Source organism: Serratia sp. CY47444 (assembly GCF_052168635.1).
Classification (GTDB): domain Bacteria; phylum Pseudomonadota; class Gammaproteobacteria; order Enterobacterales; family Enterobacteriaceae; genus Serratia; species Serratia bockelmannii.
In genome coordinates this window covers 68,653-87,494 of the sequence record NZ_JBJNMH010000020.1, presented here as the reverse complement: position 1 = coordinate 87,494, position 18,842 = coordinate 68,653, and the positions used below count along the sequence as shown (strand labels likewise).

Annotated in this window: 20 protein-coding genes and 3 tRNA genes; 8 read left to right on the top strand and 15 right to left on the bottom strand. The window is 59.8% G+C overall.

Annotation, left to right across the window (positions count from 1 at the left end):
- Nucleotides 1-45 precede the first annotated feature (45 nt).
- The 10 genes from ACJ8IL_RS21260 to ACJ8IL_RS21215 form a co-directional block, all read right to left on the bottom strand.
- Nucleotides 46-828, bottom strand: a complete 783-nt coding sequence (locus ACJ8IL_RS21260; RefSeq protein ID WP_442516820.1) for a TatD family hydrolase — start codon at nucleotides 826-828, stop codon at nucleotides 46-48.
- Nucleotides 825-1,943, bottom strand: a complete 1,119-nt coding sequence (locus ACJ8IL_RS21255; protein ID WP_025305211.1) for a patatin-like phospholipase family protein — start codon at nucleotides 1,941-1,943, stop codon at nucleotides 825-827. Before ACJ8IL_RS21255 ends, ACJ8IL_RS21260 begins: the two co-directional genes overlap by 4 nt.
- 10 nt (nucleotides 1,944-1,953) lie before the next feature.
- Entirely contained in the window at nucleotides 1,954-2,139 is a 186-nt protein-coding gene (locus ACJ8IL_RS21250) for a CsbD family protein (RefSeq protein WP_025305210.1), read from the bottom strand.
- Between the two features lie 68 nt (nucleotides 2,140-2,207).
- Complete coding sequence (locus ACJ8IL_RS21245) at nucleotides 2,208-2,369, bottom strand: DUF1328 domain-containing protein (RefSeq protein ID WP_004857650.1); 162 nt, start codon at nucleotides 2,367-2,369, stop codon at nucleotides 2,208-2,210.
- 161 nt (nucleotides 2,370-2,530) lie between these two features.
- Complete coding sequence (gene osmY, locus ACJ8IL_RS21240) at nucleotides 2,531-3,145, bottom strand: molecular chaperone OsmY (protein ID WP_025305209.1); 615 nt, start codon at nucleotides 3,143-3,145, stop codon at nucleotides 2,531-2,533.
- A gap of 517 nt (nucleotides 3,146-3,662) precedes the next feature.
- Nucleotides 3,663-5,252 (bottom strand): peptide chain release factor 3, encoded by a 1,590-nt coding sequence (prfC, locus tag ACJ8IL_RS21235; protein WP_025305208.1) that lies wholly within the window; start codon nucleotides 5,250-5,252, stop codon nucleotides 3,663-3,665.
- Between the two features lie 146 nt (nucleotides 5,253-5,398).
- Nucleotides 5,399-6,664, bottom strand: coding sequence for a type II toxin-antitoxin system HipA family toxin (locus ACJ8IL_RS21230; RefSeq protein ID WP_043136059.1), 1,266 nt, complete (start codon nucleotides 6,662-6,664; stop codon nucleotides 5,399-5,401).
- Nucleotides 6,665-6,667: 3 nt separating this feature from the next.
- Complete coding sequence (locus ACJ8IL_RS21225; protein ID WP_442516819.1) at nucleotides 6,668-6,973, bottom strand: helix-turn-helix domain-containing protein; 306 nt, start codon at nucleotides 6,971-6,973, stop codon at nucleotides 6,668-6,670.
- A gap of 154 nt (nucleotides 6,974-7,127) precedes the next feature.
- Nucleotides 7,128-7,571, bottom strand: coding sequence for a ribosomal protein S18-alanine N-acetyltransferase (rimI, locus tag ACJ8IL_RS21220; RefSeq protein WP_049294806.1), 444 nt, complete (start codon nucleotides 7,569-7,571; stop codon nucleotides 7,128-7,130).
- Nucleotides 7,516-7,953 (bottom strand): DNA polymerase III subunit psi, encoded by a 438-nt coding sequence (locus ACJ8IL_RS21215; RefSeq protein ID WP_060434175.1) that lies wholly within the window; start codon nucleotides 7,951-7,953, stop codon nucleotides 7,516-7,518. Before ACJ8IL_RS21215 ends, rimI begins: the two co-directional genes overlap by 56 nt.
- Before the next feature lie 146 nt (nucleotides 7,954-8,099).
- Between ACJ8IL_RS21215 and rsmC the strand changes: the two genes are divergently transcribed.
- A complete protein-coding gene (gene rsmC / locus ACJ8IL_RS21210; protein WP_060434174.1) occupies nucleotides 8,100-9,140 on the top strand; it encodes a 16S rRNA (guanine(1207)-N(2))-methyltransferase RsmC in 1,041 nt (346 codons plus the stop codon).
- A 51-nt stretch (nucleotides 9,141-9,191) separates the two neighbouring features.
- Here the strand turns inward: rsmC and ACJ8IL_RS21205 are convergent, their stop codons facing one another.
- Nucleotides 9,192-10,184 carry an aldo/keto reductase gene (locus ACJ8IL_RS21205; protein ID WP_197769291.1) on the bottom strand — a complete coding sequence of 331 codons (993 nt, stop codon included), beginning with the start codon at nucleotides 10,182-10,184 and terminating at the stop codon, nucleotides 9,192-9,194.
- A 118-nt stretch (nucleotides 10,185-10,302) separates the two neighbouring features.
- Between ACJ8IL_RS21205 and ACJ8IL_RS21200 the strand changes: the two genes are divergently transcribed.
- The 4 genes from ACJ8IL_RS21200 (at nucleotide 10,303) to ACJ8IL_RS21185 (ending at nucleotide 11,658) form a co-directional block, all read left to right on the top strand.
- Nucleotides 10,303-11,247 (top strand): LysR substrate-binding domain-containing protein, encoded by a 945-nt coding sequence (locus ACJ8IL_RS21200; RefSeq protein WP_442516818.1) that lies wholly within the window; start codon nucleotides 10,303-10,305, stop codon nucleotides 11,245-11,247.
- A 72-nt stretch (nucleotides 11,248-11,319) separates the two neighbouring features.
- Nucleotides 11,320-11,406: transfer RNA gene (locus ACJ8IL_RS21195), tRNA-Leu, on the top strand.
- Between the two features lie 36 nt (nucleotides 11,407-11,442).
- A tRNA-Leu gene (locus ACJ8IL_RS21190) sits at nucleotides 11,443-11,529 on the top strand.
- A 42-nt stretch (nucleotides 11,530-11,571) separates the two neighbouring features.
- Nucleotides 11,572-11,658 (top strand) — tRNA-Leu (locus ACJ8IL_RS21185).
- Nucleotides 11,659-11,746: 88 nt separating this feature from the next.
- On the opposite strand, the gene ACJ8IL_RS21180 is transcribed toward ACJ8IL_RS21185, so the two are convergent.
- Nucleotides 11,747-12,031: a DUF1435 domain-containing protein gene (locus ACJ8IL_RS21180; RefSeq protein ID WP_049204639.1), complete on the bottom strand. Its 285-nt coding sequence runs from the start codon at nucleotides 12,029-12,031 to the stop codon at nucleotides 11,747-11,749.
- A 259-nt stretch (nucleotides 12,032-12,290) separates the two neighbouring features.
- On the opposite strand from ACJ8IL_RS21180, the gene ACJ8IL_RS21175 reads away from it, so the two are divergent.
- Entirely contained in the window at nucleotides 12,291-13,370 is a 1,080-nt protein-coding gene (locus ACJ8IL_RS21175; protein ID WP_025305202.1) for a GGDEF domain-containing protein, read from the top strand.
- Nucleotides 13,371-13,415: 45 nt separating this feature from the next.
- On the opposite strand, the gene ACJ8IL_RS21170 is transcribed toward ACJ8IL_RS21175, so the two are convergent.
- Nucleotides 13,416-14,012: a TetR/AcrR family transcriptional regulator gene (locus ACJ8IL_RS21170; RefSeq protein ID WP_016929176.1), complete on the bottom strand. Its 597-nt coding sequence runs from the start codon at nucleotides 14,010-14,012 to the stop codon at nucleotides 13,416-13,418.
- A gap of 136 nt (nucleotides 14,013-14,148) precedes the next feature.
- Between ACJ8IL_RS21170 and ACJ8IL_RS21165 the strand changes: the two genes are divergently transcribed.
- On the top strand, nucleotides 14,149-15,345 hold the full coding sequence (locus ACJ8IL_RS21165) for an MFS transporter (protein ID WP_261464196.1): 1,197 nt from the start codon (nucleotides 14,149-14,151) through the stop codon (nucleotides 15,343-15,345).
- 10 nt (nucleotides 15,346-15,355) lie between these two features.
- Here ACJ8IL_RS21165 and ACJ8IL_RS21160 read toward each other — a convergent pair whose 3' ends face one another.
- Complete coding sequence (locus tag ACJ8IL_RS21160) at nucleotides 15,356-16,267, bottom strand: LysR family transcriptional regulator (protein ID WP_060448188.1); 912 nt, start codon at nucleotides 16,265-16,267, stop codon at nucleotides 15,356-15,358.
- Between the two features lie 108 nt (nucleotides 16,268-16,375).
- On the opposite strand from ACJ8IL_RS21160, the gene ACJ8IL_RS21155 reads away from it, so the two are divergent.
- Complete coding sequence (locus ACJ8IL_RS21155) at nucleotides 16,376-17,578, top strand: MFS transporter (RefSeq protein ID WP_342095826.1); 1,203 nt, start codon at nucleotides 16,376-16,378, stop codon at nucleotides 17,576-17,578.
- 1 nt (nucleotide 17,579) lies between these two features.
- Here ACJ8IL_RS21155 and fucP read toward each other — a convergent pair whose 3' ends face one another.
- Nucleotides 17,580-18,809 (bottom strand): L-fucose:H+ symporter permease, encoded by a 1,230-nt coding sequence (gene fucP, locus ACJ8IL_RS21150; protein WP_167324827.1) that lies wholly within the window; start codon nucleotides 18,807-18,809, stop codon nucleotides 17,580-17,582.
- Nucleotides 18,810-18,842 lie beyond the last annotated feature (33 nt).

The following is an 18,842-nucleotide window of genomic DNA, read 5'->3' as shown; positions in this document are numbered from 1 at the left end:
CAAATGAAAATCTTATAACGTGATACAAGTCACGTTATGTTGACTTCAATTTGGCATGGCGAACAGCGTTTGGGTATTGCGTTGCAGGTGGGCGGCGATCTCGTTGGCCGGCTCCGGCCGCAGTTCACACAGCGTCTGAAACACCTCGGCGGCGCGTTCGGGGCGATTCGGTTGCCCCTGATAGCCGGCCAGCGGCATGTCCGGCGCATCGGTCTCCAGCAGCAGCGCCTCTAGCGGCAGCTGCGCCATCACGCCGCGCGTTTTCTGCGCCCGCTCATAAGTGATGGTGCCGCCCACGCCGATGTAATAGCCGAGGCGAATAAACGCCTGCGCCTGCGACAGGCTACCAGCAAAGCCGTGCACCACACCGCGACGCGGCAGCTGCATGCGCCGCAGCGCGGCGGCCAACTGATCGTGGGTGCGGCGCGAATGCAGGATCACCGGAAGGTCATACTGTTTCGCCAGCTTCAACTGGGCCAGCAGCAGGCTTTGCTGCCGCTCGAACTGTGGGTTGTCCATATACAGATCGAGCCCGATCTCCCCCACCGCCACCAGCTTGTGCGGCCGTTCGGCCAACAGCATCGCCAGCTGTTCCAGCTGCGGCTCATGATGCTGCGCGATATATAGCGGGTGCAGACCCAGCGCGGCGAACAGCGGCGCATGCTCCTGCGCCAGCCGCAGCACCCGCGCGAAGCGATCGGCAGTGACCGTCGGGACGATGATGCGCTGCACGCCGGCGCTTGCCGCCCGCGCCAGGCTCTCGACTTCATGCCCGGTAAAGGGCGGGAAATCGAAATGGCAGTGGGTATCGGTAAAGGCGTAACTCACAGCGCCCCCCCTTCACCCGGCGGCAGATCGCCCGGCAGGATGATTTTCGGCGCCGCTACTGCCGCCTCCGGCTGCGCCGCCCGCTCGGTGGGCATGGCGATGTCGGTCACGATCGGCGAAGGCATTCTGACGTTCTCCGGCTGGATCAGGCGGCGCGACAACGCTTTTCGCACCTTGATGCCGTCGGGCTCCGGCTGTGCCATCCACTGGCCGACGGTGGCCAGAAAGTAGCGGCCACAGCGGCGCCCCAGGTGATAATCCTGATTGAGCGCTCCCAATCGGCTGCCCAGCGCATTGCTGGCCAGCGGCTTCGGCGGGAAGATCTCGAAGATGCGCAGCTTGCCCGGCGGCTTTTCGATAAAGCGCTGGATGCGGTGATAGCTTTGCTCGTGATGCTGCAGGATGCGCACCATCTGCTGCAGGCTGCTGTCGCTCAGCCAATGCTCCATGCGCTTCATCCACTGCGGGGTGTAGTACATCTGCGAAGGCACGGTGCGGATCACCACGATAGTGTCAGCGCCGCGGCGATAGGCCTCTTCCACCGGGATCGCATCACTGATGCCGCCGTCCTGATAGCTGACGCCGTCCAGCTCCACGCCCTGGCGATAGAAGCCGGGAATGGCGCTGGATGCCTTGATGGCCGGCAGCCAGCGTTCGCGCTGCGCAGGCAGATAGGTCGGCTCGAAATCGTCGCTGCGGCAGGCGCACAGTAAGAATTCGCGCCCGTCGGTAAAATGCTGTTCCGCCACGTCCATCGCCAGCGGCATCTGAGCCGCCGCCGTATCAACCAGCCAATCGAGATCGATCAGATGCCCGCCACGCACGAAGCGCAGCGGATTGAAGAACTGTGCCGAAGTGGTGTAACGGGTGATCACCCGGCGCGCGTAGCCCATCTGCCCGCAGATATAGGCAGACAGATTCTGGGCGCCGGCCGACGTGCCGATCAACAGATCGAAAGGGTTAAAGCCCGCGCGCTGAAACTCGTCCAGCACGCCGGCGGTGAAAATGCCGCGCTGGCCGCCGCCTTCGCAGACCAGCGCCATTTTGCCTGGCCGAAAGGGTTTAGACGCCAGCGGTTCTATATTGCCGAGCGTGATGGGTATTCTGTATCCCAACTTGGCATCCTCAGTGAGACGTTTTCTCCGAGGATACCGCGTCTCGCTCTCTTCCGTAATCCTCTTGCAGTACGCCGGCGAGGAAATCGTTGCTGCCGGCCAGCCAGGCGCAATCGCTGCCGGACCATTCGGCCCACGCCTGCCATACCTGGCCTTTCAGCTGTTTCCAGCGCCCGACGATGATGTCGCTGTTCATGTCCGGCCCTCCCCGACGTGAGAAAAGGAGTTAAGCTTTGTTACAGTTTACGGGAAAATGCCGGCCGGCTAAGGGCGCCGGCGGCCGGTGAACAGGCTGACCAGGAATAGGATGATGCCGACGACGAACACGATTTTAGCCGCCCAGGCGGCGGTGCCCGCCAGCGAACCGAACCCCAGTGCCGCAGCGATAAGCGCGATAACTAAAAAGATAATGCCCCAACGAAACATAAGCTTCTCCTTACCATTGTGAAAAAATTCGCTGCCGTCTACCGCCCCGACAACGGGACATCGACGGCAAATCAGTTTCTTTTTTTGGTGGTACACGTCGGGCCGCCTTGACGGCCCGACAGATGCGGCTTGTTGTTACTTGTTACGGGCGCCTGGCGGGATTACTGCTTAACCACCAGGTCGTTTTTCACGCTTTTCACGCCATCGATAGCCTTGGCGATGCTTTCGGCACGCTCAGACTGCGCCTGCGTTTTCACTTCACCGGAAAGCTGCACCACGCCATCGGTGGTTTCCACTTTCACATTGCGCGACGGCACGATGTCATCGGCCAGCAGCTTGGCTTTCAGCTCACTGGTGGTGGCGGTGTCGCCGGCATACGATTTGATCGATTGATTGGCTTCATCTTTCACGTGCAGCTTGTCGCTAACGGTTTTGACGCCTTCCACCTTGCCGGCAACCGCAACTGCATGCTCCGCCTGCGCCTGGCTGCCGACAAACCCGCTCAGGATCACGGTCCCTTTTTCGGTTTTCACCGAAATGTCAGTGCTTTTGATGGTCTTATCGTCCACCAACGCACTTTTAACTTTAGCCGTTATCGCGCTGTCATCCATGTAACCGTCAACTTTTTTCATGGAGCTATCGATTTTGGCACCGGCACTGTCCGCGGCGTTAGACGCCTTGTTGAGCAGACTGTCTTCGGCTAGCGCAGTGCCGCTCACCAAAGCAGAACCCAAAACAACAGCCATCAGCGAGTGTGCAAATTTGGTCTTTTTCATCGATCTCTTCCTTTTGTTGGGGGCCCGCAGCGCCAGAGTGCCGGAACCCTTCAGCCACCTTCACGCGGCCTCTCGGTAAATACTTCATCATCGCTATACGATTAAGCGTTCACGATAGGAATATTGCAACAGCCGTGCCAACTCAATAAACACCTTTAAAATCAAGCAAAAGAAGCGTTGAGTCGGATTTTTAATCAAAAAACTGTCGCCTATTGACGACAGACTAAGTGACACGAAACGATAAAATAGTCATCTCATTGATATTTAAGGAAACAGACTGTCTCCTATCGGCAACACATCAGAATAACTCACCAAACAATCAGCATATTGCAGTGATTTACTCTCAAGCAATGTGCGGACATCTCGTTAAAGATAGACCATGCGGCGGAAAACGCAGGCCAATCGCGTCTCGCCTTGGCGATGTCGATTCGCAGGATAAAATATGAGGAAGTTTTATTAATTAGCGGAGTGAGAATACGGGGAGCTGGCAGGGCGCACCGGGCGCCCTGCAGAGTTATCAGTGTTCGCGGGTTTTGCGGAAGGTCACGTCAGGATAGCGTTCCTGCGTCAGGTTGAGGTTCACCATGGTCGGCGCGATGTAGGACAGGTTGTCCCCACCGTCCAGCGCCAGGTTGATCTCGTTCTTGCGCTTGAACTCTTCGAACTTCTTCACGTCGTCGCACTCGACCCAGCGTGCCGTCGACACGTTGACCGACTCATACAGCGCTTCCACGTTGTACTCGCTCTTCAAACGCGCCACGACCACGTCGAACTGCAGCACGCCGACCGCACCGACGATCAGATCGTTGTTGGCGATCGGGCGGAACACCTGCACCGCGCCCTCTTCGGACAGCTGCACCAACCCCTTCAACAGCTGTTTCTGCTTCAGCGGATCGCGCAGGCGAATGCGGCGGAACAGTTCCGGCGCGAAGTTCGGGATGCCGGTGAACTTCATGTCTTCGCCCTGGGTGAAGGTATCGCCGATCTGAATGGTACCGTGGTTGTGCAGACCGATGATGTCGCCCGGGTAGGCTTCTTCCACGTGCGAACGGTCACCGGCCATAAAGGTCAGCGCGTCGGAGATCACCACGTCTTTGCCGGTGCGCACCTGGCGCAGCTTCATGCCTTTCTCGTAACGGCCGGACACCACGCGCATAAAGGCCACGCGGTCGCGGTGCTTCGGATCCATGTTGGCCTGGATCTTGAACACGAAACCGGTGAATTTCTCTTCCGCCGCCGTTACTTCACGGGTGTCGGTTTTACGCGGCATCGGCGCCGGCGCCCAGGCCACCAGGCCGTCCAGCATATGATCCACGCCGAAGTTGCCGAGTGCGGTACCGAAGAACACCGGCGTCAGCTCGCCGCTCAGGAAGGCCTCCTGATCGAACTCGTGGGAAGCGCCCTGCACCAGTTCCAACTCATCGCGCAGCTGCGCCGCCAGATCTTCGCCCACGGCGATATCCAGTTCCGGGTTGTTCAGGCCTTTGACGATGCGCACTTCCTGAATGGTGTGGCCTTTACCGGTCTGGTACAGGTAGGTTTCATCCTTGTACAGGTGGTAAACGCCTTTGAACAGCTTGCCGCAGCCGATCGGCCAGGTGATAGGCGAACAGGCGATTTTCAGTTCGCGTTCGACTTCGTCCATCACCTCCATCGGATCGCGGATGTCGCGGTCCAGCTTGTTCATGAAGGTCAGGATCGGCGTGTCGCGCAGACGGGTGACTTCCATCAGCTTGCGGGTACGATCCTCAACGCCCTTGGCGGCGTCGATCACCATCAGACAGCAGTCCACGGCGGTCAGGGTGCGATACGTATCTTCGGAGAAGTCTTCGTGCCCCGGGGTATCCAGCAGGTTGACCAGGCTGTCGCGATACGGGAACTGCATCACCGAGGTGGTGATCGAGATCCCACGCTGCTTTTCCATTTCCATCCAGTCGGATTTGGCGTGCTGGCTGGAGCCGCGGCCTTTTACCGTACCGGCGGTCTGGATCGCCTGTCCGAACAGCAGCACTTTTTCGGTAATGGTGGTTTTACCGGCATCGGGGTGCGAGATGATGGCGAAAGTTCTTCTTTTGGAGACTTCGCGGGCAAATTCACTAGGAGACATGGTTTTCAGGTTCTACGGTTAGTCCGCCCTGCGACATCATCAGAACGCGCCGATCGCGGCGCCGGGCAAAGCGGTGAATAAAAGATAACAGCCGGGCATTTTCGCCGATTTGCCAACCGGTGACAATCAATGGATCCGATTTCCCGCTAACGCAGGCGGAAATCGGGAGACAAAGCGGCCCAATGCCGGCGCAATACCGATTTGTGATCGTCCGCCATCGGCAGCTCTTCCAATAAGGCCGGCCACAAATTTCGCGCCTTGTCGATGGCATCCACCAGGTGCACCCGTATCGCAGACCAGGGAATATCGACCCGCTCAGCCCAGCGTTCGAAGGTTTGCATTGAGATCCTATCCCAGCGCTTTTCCTTCGCCATATTGAGCGCAGCCTCAGACTCACCAGGAATATAAGCCAACGTAGTGACGATGTCATAAGCGGGAGAAAGCCGAATATCAGTCTGGTTTGGATAGAACATGGACCAATTTTTTACGTGCGCATCGCCATTGGCGAGCAAAATATTCGCCAACAGACGGCGCGCCATTTGCTGCACATCCGCTAAAGATTCACTGCCATACTCATAGAGATAAGCCGCTATTTGATCGTAATTTTTGCCGCGGTATTTATCGTGCGCGTAAATCTCGAATATCTGGGCAAAATCTTCTGCATGCACTCGCCCGCTTTCGCTGCGGTCAAAACGACGGGTGGCATAAGCATAGGGTTCATCCGCCAAGCGAATATCAGGCAAGTGTTCAAGTCGTGTCAGTTCAACCAGCTCAATATCAGGAATATCCACGCCGATGGCTTGCGCCAAACGCATTGCCGTATATTCATTTTCAGGGAGATGACGATGAACCGTTGAAGGCGTTTTAATGATCCAGCTATCAGCGCCCACCTGAGAAGAAATGTTGAAGCGGCCCTCTTTGCGCACAGAGGAAAATTTCATTTGTACCCCTGCCAGAGAAAACTTTTGCGCCTCCATCCCAACATCAATTTGCACGGCTTCCAACTCGCCGCGCGACCTTAACGCCCAGGCGGGTATGTCACTGGCAGCCAACGGCCGTGCTTCAAGCGCTCCCGGCAAGTTTCCACCGGCCCAGGCAATTAAAGGAAACTCCTCATTCACATGGGCTTTCAACGACTGTGCCACCCAAGCGCGCAGTGCGCCTTCGGGTAACAAGTTGGATAAAACGGGCGGCAGACGCTGCGATGACTGTAAAACTTGCTCAAGATACCCCGCGTGCGCCTTCTGCCTGAGCGTAAACAAAGGACGAACACGCTCCGGCAAAGCGAGGTAGTGTGGATCAAACGTCAGGATGTTTCTGCCGCCGCTGTAATGCGCCAGCACGCCAACACGCACGCCATGCAATATCAAGGCTAATGCCTGTACCGATTCAACCTGTCGCAGCCCTTTCATCAGCTAGTCCTCGAGATCTTTCAGTTTTTTTTCAAAATCCTGCGGCTTACCGACTTCCGGTGCGCTACTCACTTCCTGTTGCAGCAGGCACTCCACATCACGGGCAGACTTTTTTGGCACGATGACATATTCCAAATTCATCGCCGCCAATATTCGTAGCAACGTGCTTACCCGCAGATCGCTCCCCGCTTCAATACGCTGATATTGCTGTTGGGTCATGCCAATCTTCATTAAAAAGTCTTTTTGACTCCAACCCAACTCACTGCGTTTTTCTTTCAGCAACGCTGATACTTCGGATAATTTTCTCATCCGCGCCTCCAAACAACGCATTGATTGTCTCACCAGCAATAAACAACAAACTAGTTGTCGAGACAGTGAAAAACAACTTTTTTGATGTAAATTAATGAAGAAACAACTTTTTAGTTGTAAAAGGGAATGCAAACAATAAACAGGATGTTTTAGATTACCCCAGCGGCAGCGCCATCACGATCGCGTCTTCGCGGCCGTGGGCGCTCGGGTAATAATTGCGGCGCACGGTGACCTCGTTGAAACCGAGATCTTCATACAGCGCGATCGCCGCCTGGTTGGAAGCGCGCACCTCCAGCCACAGCGTAACCACGCCGCGGCTCTCCAGCTGTTCGATCACCGCGTTGAGCAGCAGGCGGCCAAAGCCCCGGCGCTGGTACTGCGGATGGATGGCGATGTTGAACAGCGTGGCTTCGTCCAGCACGATCTGCGTGATGGCGAACCCCGCCATCGCCCCGTCGGCGCTCAGCTTCAGGTTAAGGTAGCGATCGCCCTGATTGCTGGCGAAGGTGGTTTCCGTCCAGGGAAAAGCGTGGCTGGCTTGCTCAATGGTGAAGGCCGTGGCCAGATCGGCCGCCGTCAGGGTAGAAATCGTGTTCATGATGACAAATCTGCTGCCAGAGGGCGCGTTTGGCCCCCGCGTCTTGGGAAAGCTCGGCCAGCGCCGGGCTGTGTAGCTGCGCGCCGGCGACCGCAAGCGGTTCCGCCACGCCCAGCCGCCAACTGTTGCATGCGGTCTCTTCAGGCAGCATCGCCGCCTGTTCCGGCGTCAGGCTGTAAGTTTGCGCCGGCGTCAGCCCCAGGCTGTGCAGCACGTCGCAAAACAGCGGATCGTCGGGCGCCGGCAGCGTCTGCGCCACCACCAGCAGGCGCGCCTCGGGCGGCAGACTGACCGCCACTTCGCCCTGCAACACGCTCGGGCGGCGCAATGTCCACTGCGTAATACCCAGTTGTTGTAACAGCCAGTCGCGTTTTGATGCCATGCCGATTCCTACCCGTTGTGGTGCGCCATGCCTGCCATGCGCCGCGCTATGCTAACAAACCCGCGCAGCCCGCGCCAACAAACCCGTCGAACATATCGCCACAAAGCTCTATAATCCCCGGTCTCATTTCCAGGAGCCAATATCTGATGTCTGCATTAACCCCCGCCAGTGAAGTCATGCTGCGCCACAGTGATGAATTTATCGAACGCCGCGTGCTGTTTGCCGGCGACCTGCAGGACAGCCTGCCGGCCCAATTCGAGGCCGCGGACGTGCGCGTCCACACTCAGCAATACCATCACTGGCAGTTACTGAACCGGACGATGGGCGATAACGTGCAGTTCGGTTTGACCGTCGATCCCGCTTTCGTCGCCGACTGCGACACGCTGGTTTACTACTGGCCGAAGAGCAAGCAGGAAGCGCAATTCCAGCTGTGCAACCTCCTGGCGCTGCTGCCGGTGGGCGCGGACGTGTTCGTGGTCGGTGAAAACCGCAGCGGCGTGCGCAGCGCCGAGCCAACGCTGGAAGGCCACGTCACGCTGGTGAAAATCGACAGTGCGCGCCGCTGCGGCCTGTATCATGGCCGCCTGGACGCGCAGACCGAGTTCGACCTGAACGACTGGTGGGACAGCTATCAGCTGCACGATCTGGAAGTGAAAACGCTGCCGGGCGTGTTCAGCCGCGACGGTCTGGACGTCGGCAGCTCGCTGCTGCTGTCGACGCTGGAAAAACACATGAAAGGCAAGGTGCTGGACATCGGCTGCGGCGCCGGCGTCATGGCCTCGGTAATGTCCAAGCTGTCGCCGAAGGTGAAACTGACCCTCAGCGACGTCAACGCCGCCGCGGTGGAATCCAGCCGCGCAACGCTGGCCGCCAACGGCATCGAAGGCGAAGTGATCGTCAGCAACGTTTACTCCGACATCACCGGCCGTTTCGACATGATCATCTCCAACCCGCCGTTCCACGACGGGCTGCAGACCAGCCTGACCGCTGCTGAAACCCTGATCCGCGGCGCGGTGAAGCACCTGCCGATCGGTGGCCAACTGCGCATCGTCGCCAACGCCTTCCTGCCGTACCCGGACATTCTGGACGCCACCTTCGGCAGCCATGAAGTGCTGGCGCAGAACGGCCGCTTCAAGGTGTATCAGGCCACCGTCGGCCGCCCGCCGCGCGCGCCGAAGAAGAAATAATTCGCCGTTGGCGGAAAACGACAGAGCGCGGCCTGAGGCCGCGCTTTTTTTTTAGCCGTTGATATAGGTCATCGACTCGGCGCCGTAGCGTTCGCCGGCCGCCGCACTCAGTGGGAACACCGCGTCGATCGCCGCCAGCTCAGCCGCGCTCAGCGTTATCTCCGCCGCCGCGACGTTCTCTTCCAGGTAGCGACGGCGTTTGGTGCCGGGGATCGGCACGATGTGCTCGCCCTGCGCCAACACCCAGGCCAGCGCCAGCTGCGAAGGTTTGACGCCCTTCTGCGCCGCCAGCTCGCCCACCTTCTCCACCAGCGCCAGGTTGCGGGCGAAGTTTTCCCCCTGGAAACGCGGGTTGCCTCGGCGGAAATCGTCCTCGGCCAGATCCTCCGGCCGCCGGATAGCGCCGGTGAGGAAACCGCGCCCTAACGGGCTGTAAGGCACAAAGCCGATGCCCAGGCGCTCACAGGCCGCCAGCACGCCCTGCTCGGCGTCGCGCGTCCACAGTGAATACTCGGTCTGCAGCGCGGTGATCGGATGTACCTTGTGCGCCCGCTCCAGCGTGGCCACCGACGCCTCACTCAGGCCGATATGGCGGATCTTGCCTTCGCGGATCAGATCCGCCATCGTGCCGACGACGTCTTCGATCGGCACTTGCGGATCGACCCGGTGCTGATAATAAAGATCGATCTCCTCCACGCCCAAGCGCCGCAGGCTGCCCTCGACGGAGCGCCGGATATACTCGGGGCGGCTGCTGACGCCGCGCGCCGAAGGATCCGCCGGATCGCGCAGGATGCCGAACTTGGTGGCCAGGAACACCCGTTGCCGTTTGCCCTTGATCGCTTCCCCCACCAGCTCCTCGTTGGTGTGCGGGCCATACATGTCGGCGGTGTCGAGCAGCGTGACGCCCAGCTCCAGCGCCCGGTGCAGCGTGGCGATGGCTTCTTGCCGATCGGCGCCGGTGGAGTAGAAGTCGCTCATGCCCATGCATCCCAGCCCCAGGGCGGAGACGACGGGACCGTGGGAACCCAGTTTACGTTGTTGCATTGTGCTGCCCTCATGCGGTGAATGGATAACGCAGCAAAGTCTGGTTGTTTACACTACAAAGATAAATAATGCAGATTGCACATCACTGTTCAACAATCACCAACAATCCGGAGTGGACATGGATCAGGTTCAAGCCATGCGCATTTTTACCCGCATCGTCGAACTGGGCAGCTTCAGCCGGGCGGCCGAACGCCTGCAGCTGCCGCGCGCCACGGTCAGCAACGCGTTAAAACGGCTGGAGCAGCGGCTGGGCGTTCGCCTGCTGATCCGCACCACCCGCCAGGTACAGGTGACCAGCGAAGGCAGCCTCTACTATCAACGCTGCGTGCAGTTGCTGGGGGCACTGGAGGAGGCGGACACGCTGTTCAGTCACCATAAGCTGCAGCCGTCCGGCAAGGTGCGCATCGATATGCCCCATTCGCTGGCGCGCCAGATCGTCATTCCGGCGTTGGACGACTTTTATCGGCGTTATCCCGACATCACCCTGGCGCTGGGTGCCAACGACACCCACGTCGATCTGTTGCGCGAAGGCGTTGACTGCGTGCTGCGCGCCTGGGAAACCGAAGACGACAGCCTGGTGGCGCGGCGCATCGCCCAGTTGCCACAGATCACCTGCGCTTCCCCCGCTTACCTGCAGGCCTGCGGCACGCCGCTCGACATCGATAGCCTGGCGCCGCACCGCGCGGTGGGGTATTTTTCGCTGGCCAGCAACCGCGATTACCCGCTAGAGTTCTGCCGCGGCGGCAAGCTGGAACTACGCGAACTCCCCGCCCGGCTGAGCGTCAGCGGCGCCGACGCCTATATCGCCGGCGCGCGAGCCGGTATGGGATTGATACAGGCGGCGCGCTATTCGCTTGCCCCCTGGCTGGAACAGGGCGAACTGGTGGAAGTATTGACGGAAACGCCGCCCCCGCCGATGCCGATTTACATCATGTATCCGCCTGGCCGTTTCCTGGCGCCACGGGTCAGGGTGTTGATTGATTGGCTGATTTGGCTGTTTGACCAGCAGAAAAGCGGCGATATGGCTGTTTTTCCAGCAAACGCCCGCAAAGCGGGGAAATAACTGTTGACGTGCCCGCCAAAATCTCTAGAATTCGCCTCCGTGGTAACGTTACTCCGGTAATGTTTCTGGTACGCGAAGGTGGCGGAATTGGTAGACGCGCTAGCTTCAGGTGTTAGTGTCCTTACGGACGTGAGGGTTCAAGTCCCTCTCTTCGCACCAAATAACCACATGATTTATATTGCACTCAGCATCGATGCGAAGGTGGCGGAATTGGTAGACGCGCTAGCTTCAGGTGTTAGTGTTCTTACGGACGTGAGGGTTCAAGTCCCTCTCTTCGCACCACGCTGGCGACGTAATATAAATCAAAGCAACAACATCGACTGTGCGAAGGTGGCGGAATTGGTAGACGCGCTAGCTTCAGGTGTTAGTGTCCTTACGGACGTGAGGGTTCAAGTCCCTCTCTTCGCACCAATTGATGTTCTCTCCGGTAGTCTCCCCGAAAAAATACCAACGCATTGATGAACAACACGCTTAAGCGTGGTTTTACCGTTTCCAGCGTTTACGCGAAGCTGAAGTTTAGGCTGACAGCCGCCAGGCCGCCCGCCAGCGCCATACAGGAAGGCAGCAGCAGATAGTGGCGCAGCCGGCTGTTGAACAGCATCACCAGCGTGGCCAACATCGCTATCACGATCAGGGTGCGCAACTGCAGCATATCCAGGTTGATCAGGGCCAACAGCGGCATCAACGCACAAGGCAGCAAAACGCCCCAGGCGCTGGCCAGGCGATCGCCGAGGCACCAACTGACGCCCCACAGTCCGCACGCGGCAATCATGGCAGTGAGCATGACAACCCTCCTCAAGTGATAATGATAACCAATATCATATAACACTTTTTTGGCCGCCGCATCATTTTCACTGCGCTGACCAAACTCAGATGACACCAGCAGGAAAAAATGATAATTTGACATAAGAAAATTCCTAGTCCTGTTTGCATGATAATAATCACAATCCTCAACCATGCAATTCAAGTGGATATTCGCGCCAAGGGAATGCTTCTCAACCTTAATTATTCGACAGAACGACTTTGCAAAGAGTGACCTCCGTATGAACGCCCGTTCTTATCAGGAATTACTGAACAGCAAGCAGCGCCTGGCATTATTTCTTTTTCTGATAATGAATGCCGCCTCTTCCGTATTTACATTATTGTTCCCTTTTAGGGATACGCCCGCATTTACCCTACCTTTATTATGTATACCGCTATTTTGTCTGGTAGCAGCGCTATTTTCTCTGCAAACGCCACGTAAATATTTGTGCAAACTCAACCTATTCTCCAGCGTGCTTGGCCTGCTGTGGGCCGCACATATTTACGTTAAAAGTCAATATTGCTTGCCGAATAACCAAGATTTTTTATTAATTAGTTTGTTCAGCATCTTTTTTATCAGCGCTATTTCTCTGACGGATAACTTTACCGCCTTTTGTTTACACGCCGTGCCTTCCGCAATGGTGATCCTGGCTTTAGACGGCATGCATAATACCCTGCGGATATTATTCACCACGCTATTACCTATTATCGCTTTCTCCATTCATCACCTGATGTTGAAACGCAGTGAAATCTTTACCCACGCGCTGGTGGCCAACCTGTATAACGAGCGGGACAAATTCAATAATTTGAGCATGCTCGATCCCCTGACCGGCCTTTATAACCGGCGTGGCCTGGAAAATAAGATCACTATGCTGCTGGAACCGCAAACCGGCCGCCACTACGTGCTGCTGCTGGATATCGACCACTTCAAGGTCTACAACGACAGCTACGGCCACGCCATGGGCGACCGGGCGCTGGTGCAGGTAGCGGTCGCCATTCGCGATGCGGTGCGTTCGCGCGACATCGTGGTGCGTTACGGCGGGGAAGAGTTTTTGGTGCTGCTGACCAACGTGCACGAAGGCTACGCGGCGCAACTGGCCGAACGGGTGCGCCAGCGGGTGGCGGAGCTGAACATCCCACACGGCGCCAGTCCGCAGCACAGCGGCACGCTGACGCTCAGCGCCGGCATCTCCGCGCTGGAAAAACTGGACATCGAATCGGCGATAGGCGCAGCCGACGCCGCGCTCTATCTGGCGAAGCACAGCGGCCGCAACAATATTCAGCTGGCGCAAAACGTCGAGCCCGCCGCCGTTCACCCTTAAGCCGCCGCCGTAACGGCGCGGCGGCTGACATCAACACTTATACGGCTATACGGCGGTGGAACGCAGCCCGTTCAGCAACAGGTTCAAACTGACCAAGGCTTGTTCCAGCCCCACGTCTTTTTCCGGATGATGGGCGACCCACAGCGCGGCATCCATCAGTCCGCCGTTGATTAAATGCGCCAGCGATTCCGGCTCGGCGACGGCGATGCGCCGCTGCGCCATCAAGGCCTGCAATGCGCCCGTCATCCAGCTGATGCACGCCAGCTTGCTGGCCCGCAGATATTCAGCTCCCAGCACCGAAGGTGAATCACGCAACAGAATGCGTTGCGCTTGCGGCTCCGTCATCATGATCAGATAACCGCGGCAACGCGCCGCAAAAGCCTCCCAGTCATCCGCAGTACTCGCGGTTATGTCAGCCAGATGCGCATCCATCTCCGCGTCTATCGCCTGCACCACCGCCAGGAACAGCCCCTTTTTATCGCCAAAATGGTGATAGAGCGCGCCGCGCGTCAGGCCGGCCTGGGCGGTGAGATCATCCATCACCGTCTCGGCATACCCCACGCTGCCAAACTGCCGGCGGGCCGCCGCCACCAGCTTTTGTCGGGTTTCTTCAATCATTTCGGTGCGCGCTTTACGTGCCATGGGTCCACTCCGCCTCATTATTGATGACGTTATAATTGACATACGCCATGTATGTCAATTAACGTAACATACGTGGCGTATGTCAATGATGGACATTGAGCGAATACCGAGCCGCCAACATTCCGGAGCCCTTTCCATGGCAAATCCTTATTTCAAACTGTTCAACGCCCCGGGCAGCAAGGCGTTTTCCTCTGCCGGGCTAATCGCGCGCCTGCCGGTCTCGATGACCGGTATCGGCATCATCACCATGCTCTCGCAGGTACGCGGTTCCTATTGGTTGGCGGGCGCGGTGGCAGCGACGTTCGCCTTTTCCATGGCGCTGCTTGCGCCGCAAATCGCGCGCGCGGCGGATCGTCACGGCCAAAGCCGCGTGTTGCCGTATGCCACCGGGATCAGCGCGATCGCCCTGCTGCTGCTGTTGCTCTGCACCCACTATCGGGCACCGGACTGGACGCTGTTTGTCTTCGCCGCGCTCGCGGGCGGCATGCCCAGCATCTCCGCGATGGTCAGGGCCCGCTGGAGCGAAATTTATCGCGGCACGCCACAGCTGCACACGGCATTTTCATTCGAGTCCGTATTGGACGAGGTGGCCTTTATCGTCGGCCCTCCGATCGCCGTGGGGCTTAGCGTTTCACTCTTCCCAGAGGCCGGCCCTCTGGTGGCCGCGCTGCTTCTGGTGGCGGGCGTTGCGGCATTCGCCGCGCAAAAAAGCACCCAGCCCCCGGTTTACGCCCACAATAACCAGCGGCAGCGCGCCATCCTGACCATGCCGTCGATGCAGATCCTGGTGCTGGCGCTGATCGCCCTCGGCACCATCGTCGGCACCGTGGACGTCATCAGCGTGGCCTTCGCCGAGCAGCAAGGGCAGCCGGCCGCCGCCAGCCTCGTACTGTCGGTTTACGCGTTCGGCTCCTGCCTGGCCGGGCTGATTTTCGGCGCAATGAAGATCCCCGTCCCCTTGCCTCGTCTGTTCTTATACGCGGCGTTCGCCACCGCTTTCACCACCTTGCCGCTGCTGTGGGTGCACAATGTCTTAACGCTGGCGGCGGCGATGTTTGTCGCCGGACTGTTTTTTGCGCCGACCATGATCGTTGCCATGGGGCTGGTTGAAAACATCGTGCCGCCCTCCCGGCTGACGGAGGGGTTGACCTGGATGGTCACCGGCCTGGGGATAGGCGTGGCACTCGGCGCCGCATTGGCGGGCCTGGCGATCGACGCTGCGGGGATAACGGCCGGCTTTGGCGTCACGCTCACGGCCGGCCTGGTCGTACTGCTGGTGGCAGCCGGCGGCTACCGCTTAATGCAGCGAACGCTGGCCTTGAAAGCGGCGTGAATCGCCCGCGCTAAGCGGTTTCCCAAATCGCCTTGCCCTGCCAGCGCCGTTCGATCGCCGTCAGAAACAGTTTCACCTTGGGGGAGAGATGGCGCCGGCTGGGATAGACGGCGCAGATCGGCGGCCCCGGGCGACAATAGCGCTCCAGCACCGGCACCAGCGTGCCGGCCGCAATCTGCTCGCCGACCAGAAACGCCCCCACTTGGCACAGGCCGGCCCCGGCGACGGCCGCATCCCGCAAGGCCTCGACGTTGTTGAAACGCATCCGGCCGCGCACCGGCTGTTCGTGCAGTTGGCCGTTGACCAAATAGCGCCAGGGCGCCGGCAGCCCCTGATGGCTGAAGACCAGCGTCTCGTGATCGCCCAACGCCTCCGGTTTTGCAGGCGTGCCGTAGCGCGCCAGATAGTCCGGCGCCGCGCAGGTGATTAGGCGATGCGGCGCGAGCACTCGCCGCACCAGCCGGCTGTCGTCGCTGCCGCCGACCCGGATAGCTACGTCGATGCCGTCGCGCACCAGATCGCTGTACTCATCGGAGAAGCTGACGTCGGCGTCCACCTCCGGCCACTGTGCCAAAAACTCCCGTAAAATCGGCAGGATATGCAACCGCCCCAGCGAGACCGGCAGATCCAACCGCAGCCGCCCGCGCGGGGTTTGCCGCCGCGTATTGAGCGCCGTTTCCGCCTCTTCGGCCTGCGACAGGATGCGCTGCGCATACTCGTAAAACACCGCGCCGTCTTCGGTCAGGCTGACGCTGCGCGTGGTGCGCTGCAGCAGCCGGGTCGCCAATCGCTCCTCCAATCGGTTCACGCATTTGCCCGCCGCCGATCGGGAGATGCCCAGCCTCTCGGCCGCCAGCGTGAAGCTGCAAGCGTCGGCGACGCGGATGAACACCAGCAGGTCTGTCAGGTTATCCAACGGCATAGACGGTAAATTAGCCACGATTTGTCCCCAATGTTGCGCAATCAGGCCAGTTTATCAGCCATTTTGGCGCGGATACACTGAGGTTATTCATCTGTTGGGAGGATCCTTATGAATGCCTTACACGCCGACGGCGGCGCAAAACCCTGGCTGGCGACCTTCGCGGTCGGCCTGTCCACCTTTACCGTCGTCACCGCAGAAATGCTGCCCGTCGGGCTGCTGACTCCGATCGTCAGCACCTTGAACGCATCGATAGGCCGTGCCGGGCTGCTGATTTCCCTGCCGGCCCTGTTCGCCGCGCTGTTCGCCCCGCTGGTGGTGCTGGGCGCCCGGCGCACGGATCGCCGCAGCCTGTTGGTGGGCTTTCTGCTGCTGCTGATCGCCGCTAACCTGCTGGCCGCCGCTGCCACCTCCCTGGCCCTGCTGTTCGCCGCGCGCATCCTGCTGGGCTTTTGCATCGGCGGTATCTGGGCCATCGCCGGCGGGTTGGCGGAACGCCTGGTGCCGCCGGCCTCCGTCGGATTGGCGTTGTCCGTCATCTTCGGTGGCGTAGCGGCGGCCTCGGTGTTCGGCGTGCCACTCGGGGTGTTCCTCGGGGAAGCGCTGGGTTGGCGCATGGCGTTTCTGGCCGTCGCCGTCCTGGCGGCGCTGACCCTGCTGTTGCTGCTGTGCGTGCTGCCGTCGCTGCCGGTCACGCAGGCGATAAGCTGGCGGTCGTTCACCGCGCAGCGCGCGAATCGCCGACTGCTCCTTGGGCTGCTGCTGACGTTTCTGCTGGTCGCCGGCCACTTTATGGCTTACACCTTTGTTCGCCCGCTGTTGCAGACGGTCGCCGGCATCGAGGGCCGCTGGGTGGGGCCGCTGCTGTTCGCCTACGGCGTCGCCGGTATCGCCGGGAATTTCATCGCCGGCCAGGCCGCCGCCAAACGGCTGCGCCGCACCCTGGCGCTGATCGCCCTCGGGCTGGCGCTCGCCGTCCTGCTGCTGCCGCTGCTGGGCCACGCGCCGCTGAGCGGCAGTGCCTTCCTCCTGCTGTGGGGCATCGCCTACGGCGGCGTTTCCGTTTCGCTGATGGCATGGATGCTCAAGGCGGCCCCCGATGCGGTCGAGGTCGCCTCTTCTCTGTATATCGCGCTGTTTAATCTGGCGATTTCCTGCGGTTCGCTGGCGGGTGGGCTGGTGGTGGACACCGGAGGCCTGACGATAAACGGCGTGCTGTCCGGCATGGTGCTGCTATTGGCGTTGGCGATCCTGATACGAACCCGCCCGCAGGCGCTGGCAACGGCGGCGAAGGCCGATTCGCCGCCGGGTTGAATCAAGCGCGGCGCTGCCGCAGGCCGTAAACCAGCACCACCGCGAAGCACAGCAGCGGCAGCAGATAAGAGAGCGCGGTGCTGTAACGATCGGCCAGCGCCCCCATAAAGTACGGCATGATGGCGCCGCCGACGATCGCCATGATCATAAAGGAGCTGGCGCGCTTGGTGTGTTTACCCAAATTTTTCACCCCCAGGGCGAAAATGGTCGGGAACATGATCGACATAAAGAAGAACACCGCGATCAGCGCCACCACCGATACGCCGTCGACGCTCAGCATCACCACGCCGCACAGCGCGATGTTGATCAGCGCATAGGCCGCCAGCAGCGTCGCCGGTTTGACTCGCCCCATCAGCCAGGTGCTGAAGAAGCGTCCGACCATAAAGCAGATCATGGCGATCGACAGCAGGTAAGAGGCGCTCTGGTTAGACACCTCGCGCCAGTGCTCGGTGGCGTAGTTGATGAAGAACGCCCCGACGCCCACCTGCGCCGCCACGTAGAAGAACTGTGTGATAACCCCGCCGACGAAATGCGGATGCTGCCACAATCCTTGCGCTATCACGCCGTGCACCGGTTTTTCCTCTTCGCGGATCGCCGGCAGCCGTGTGCGGCTGAACAACAGCGCGATCAGCAGCACCAGCACGGCGATCGCCACATAGGTCATCTTCACCGCGCTCTGATCGCCGCCGCCGGTGGACTGGCTGGCGGAGAAGAACAGCGTGCCGCCGATCAGCGGGCCGATAAACTGCCCGAGGCCGTTGAACGACTGGGCCAGATTCAGCCGCCGTTCGGCGCCCTGCGCATCGCCCAGCACCGTGGCGTACGGGTTGGCCGCCGTTTCCAGGCAGCCCAGGCCGCTGGCGATAACGAACAGCGCGAACAGGAATACGCCGAAGCTGTTGGCCGACGCCGCCGGCACGAACAGCAGCGCCCCCAGCGCATACAGGCACAGCCCGACCAGAATGCCCGCCTTATAGCCCTTGCGATCCATAAAGTACCCGGCGGGCAGCGCCACCAGGAAATAGGCGCCGAAATAGGCCGCCTGCAGCAGCCCCGACTGCGCCTTGGTGACGTGCAACGTCTCCTGAAAATGTTTGTTTAATACGTCCAGCAGGCCATAGGACAGCCCCCACATGAAGAACAGGCTGGTGACCAGGATAAAGGCCCAGCGCAGATTGGCGGTCACGGGGACGCCCGGCTGCGCGGAGGCCGCACTTTTTTCAGCAAGCATGGTGATACCCTCGTATCGTCTGGCGATGATGAT

Excerpts from the sequence above, each read along its gene's own strand:
- ACJ8IL_RS21250 (WP_025305210.1), bottom strand. The coding sequence starts at position 2,139 with ATGAACAGCGACATCATCGTCGGGCGCTGGAAACAGCTGAAAGGCCAG.
- ACJ8IL_RS21245 (WP_004857650.1), bottom strand. The coding sequence starts at position 2,369 with ATGTTTCGTTGGGGCATTATCTTTTTAGTTATCGCGCTTATCGCTGCG.
- osmY (WP_025305209.1), bottom strand. The coding sequence starts at position 3,145 with ATGAAAAAGACCAAATTTGCACACTCGCTGATGGCTGTTGTTTTGGGT.
- prfC (WP_025305208.1), bottom strand. The coding sequence starts at position 5,252 with ATGTCTCCTAGTGAATTTGCCCGCGAAGTCTCCAAAAGAAGAACTTTC.
- ACJ8IL_RS21230 (WP_043136059.1), bottom strand. The coding sequence starts at position 6,664 with ATGAAAGGGCTGCGACAGGTTGAATCGGTACAGGCATTAGCCTTGATA.
- ACJ8IL_RS21225 (WP_442516819.1), bottom strand. The coding sequence starts at position 6,973 with ATGAGAAAATTATCCGAAGTATCAGCGTTGCTGAAAGAAAAACGCAGT.
- rimI (WP_049294806.1), bottom strand. The coding sequence starts at position 7,571 with ATGAACACGATTTCTACCCTGACGGCGGCCGATCTGGCCACGGCCTTC.
- ACJ8IL_RS21215 (WP_060434175.1), bottom strand. The coding sequence starts at position 7,953 with ATGGCATCAAAACGCGACTGGCTGTTACAACAACTGGGTATTACGCAG.
- rsmC (WP_060434174.1), top strand. The coding sequence starts at position 8,100 with ATGTCTGCATTAACCCCCGCCAGTGAAGTCATGCTGCGCCACAGTGAT.
- ACJ8IL_RS21205 (WP_197769291.1), bottom strand. The coding sequence starts at position 10,184 with ATGCAACAACGTAAACTGGGTTCCCACGGTCCCGTCGTCTCCGCCCTG.
- ACJ8IL_RS21200 (WP_442516818.1), top strand. The coding sequence starts at position 10,303 with ATGGATCAGGTTCAAGCCATGCGCATTTTTACCCGCATCGTCGAACTG.
- ACJ8IL_RS21180 (WP_049204639.1), bottom strand. The coding sequence starts at position 12,031 with ATGCTCACTGCCATGATTGCCGCGTGCGGACTGTGGGGCGTCAGTTGG.
- ACJ8IL_RS21175 (WP_025305202.1), top strand. The coding sequence starts at position 12,291 with ATGAACGCCCGTTCTTATCAGGAATTACTGAACAGCAAGCAGCGCCTG.
- ACJ8IL_RS21170 (WP_016929176.1), bottom strand. The coding sequence starts at position 14,012 with ATGGCACGTAAAGCGCGCACCGAAATGATTGAAGAAACCCGACAAAAG.
- ACJ8IL_RS21165 (WP_261464196.1), top strand. The coding sequence starts at position 14,149 with ATGGCAAATCCTTATTTCAAACTGTTCAACGCCCCGGGCAGCAAGGCG.
- ACJ8IL_RS21160 (WP_060448188.1), bottom strand. The coding sequence starts at position 16,267 with ATGCCGTTGGATAACCTGACAGACCTGCTGGTGTTCATCCGCGTCGCC.
- ACJ8IL_RS21155 (WP_342095826.1), top strand. The coding sequence starts at position 16,376 with ATGAATGCCTTACACGCCGACGGCGGCGCAAAACCCTGGCTGGCGACC.
- fucP (WP_167324827.1), bottom strand. The coding sequence starts at position 18,809 with ATGCTTGCTGAAAAAAGTGCGGCCTCCGCGCAGCCGGGCGTCCCCGTG.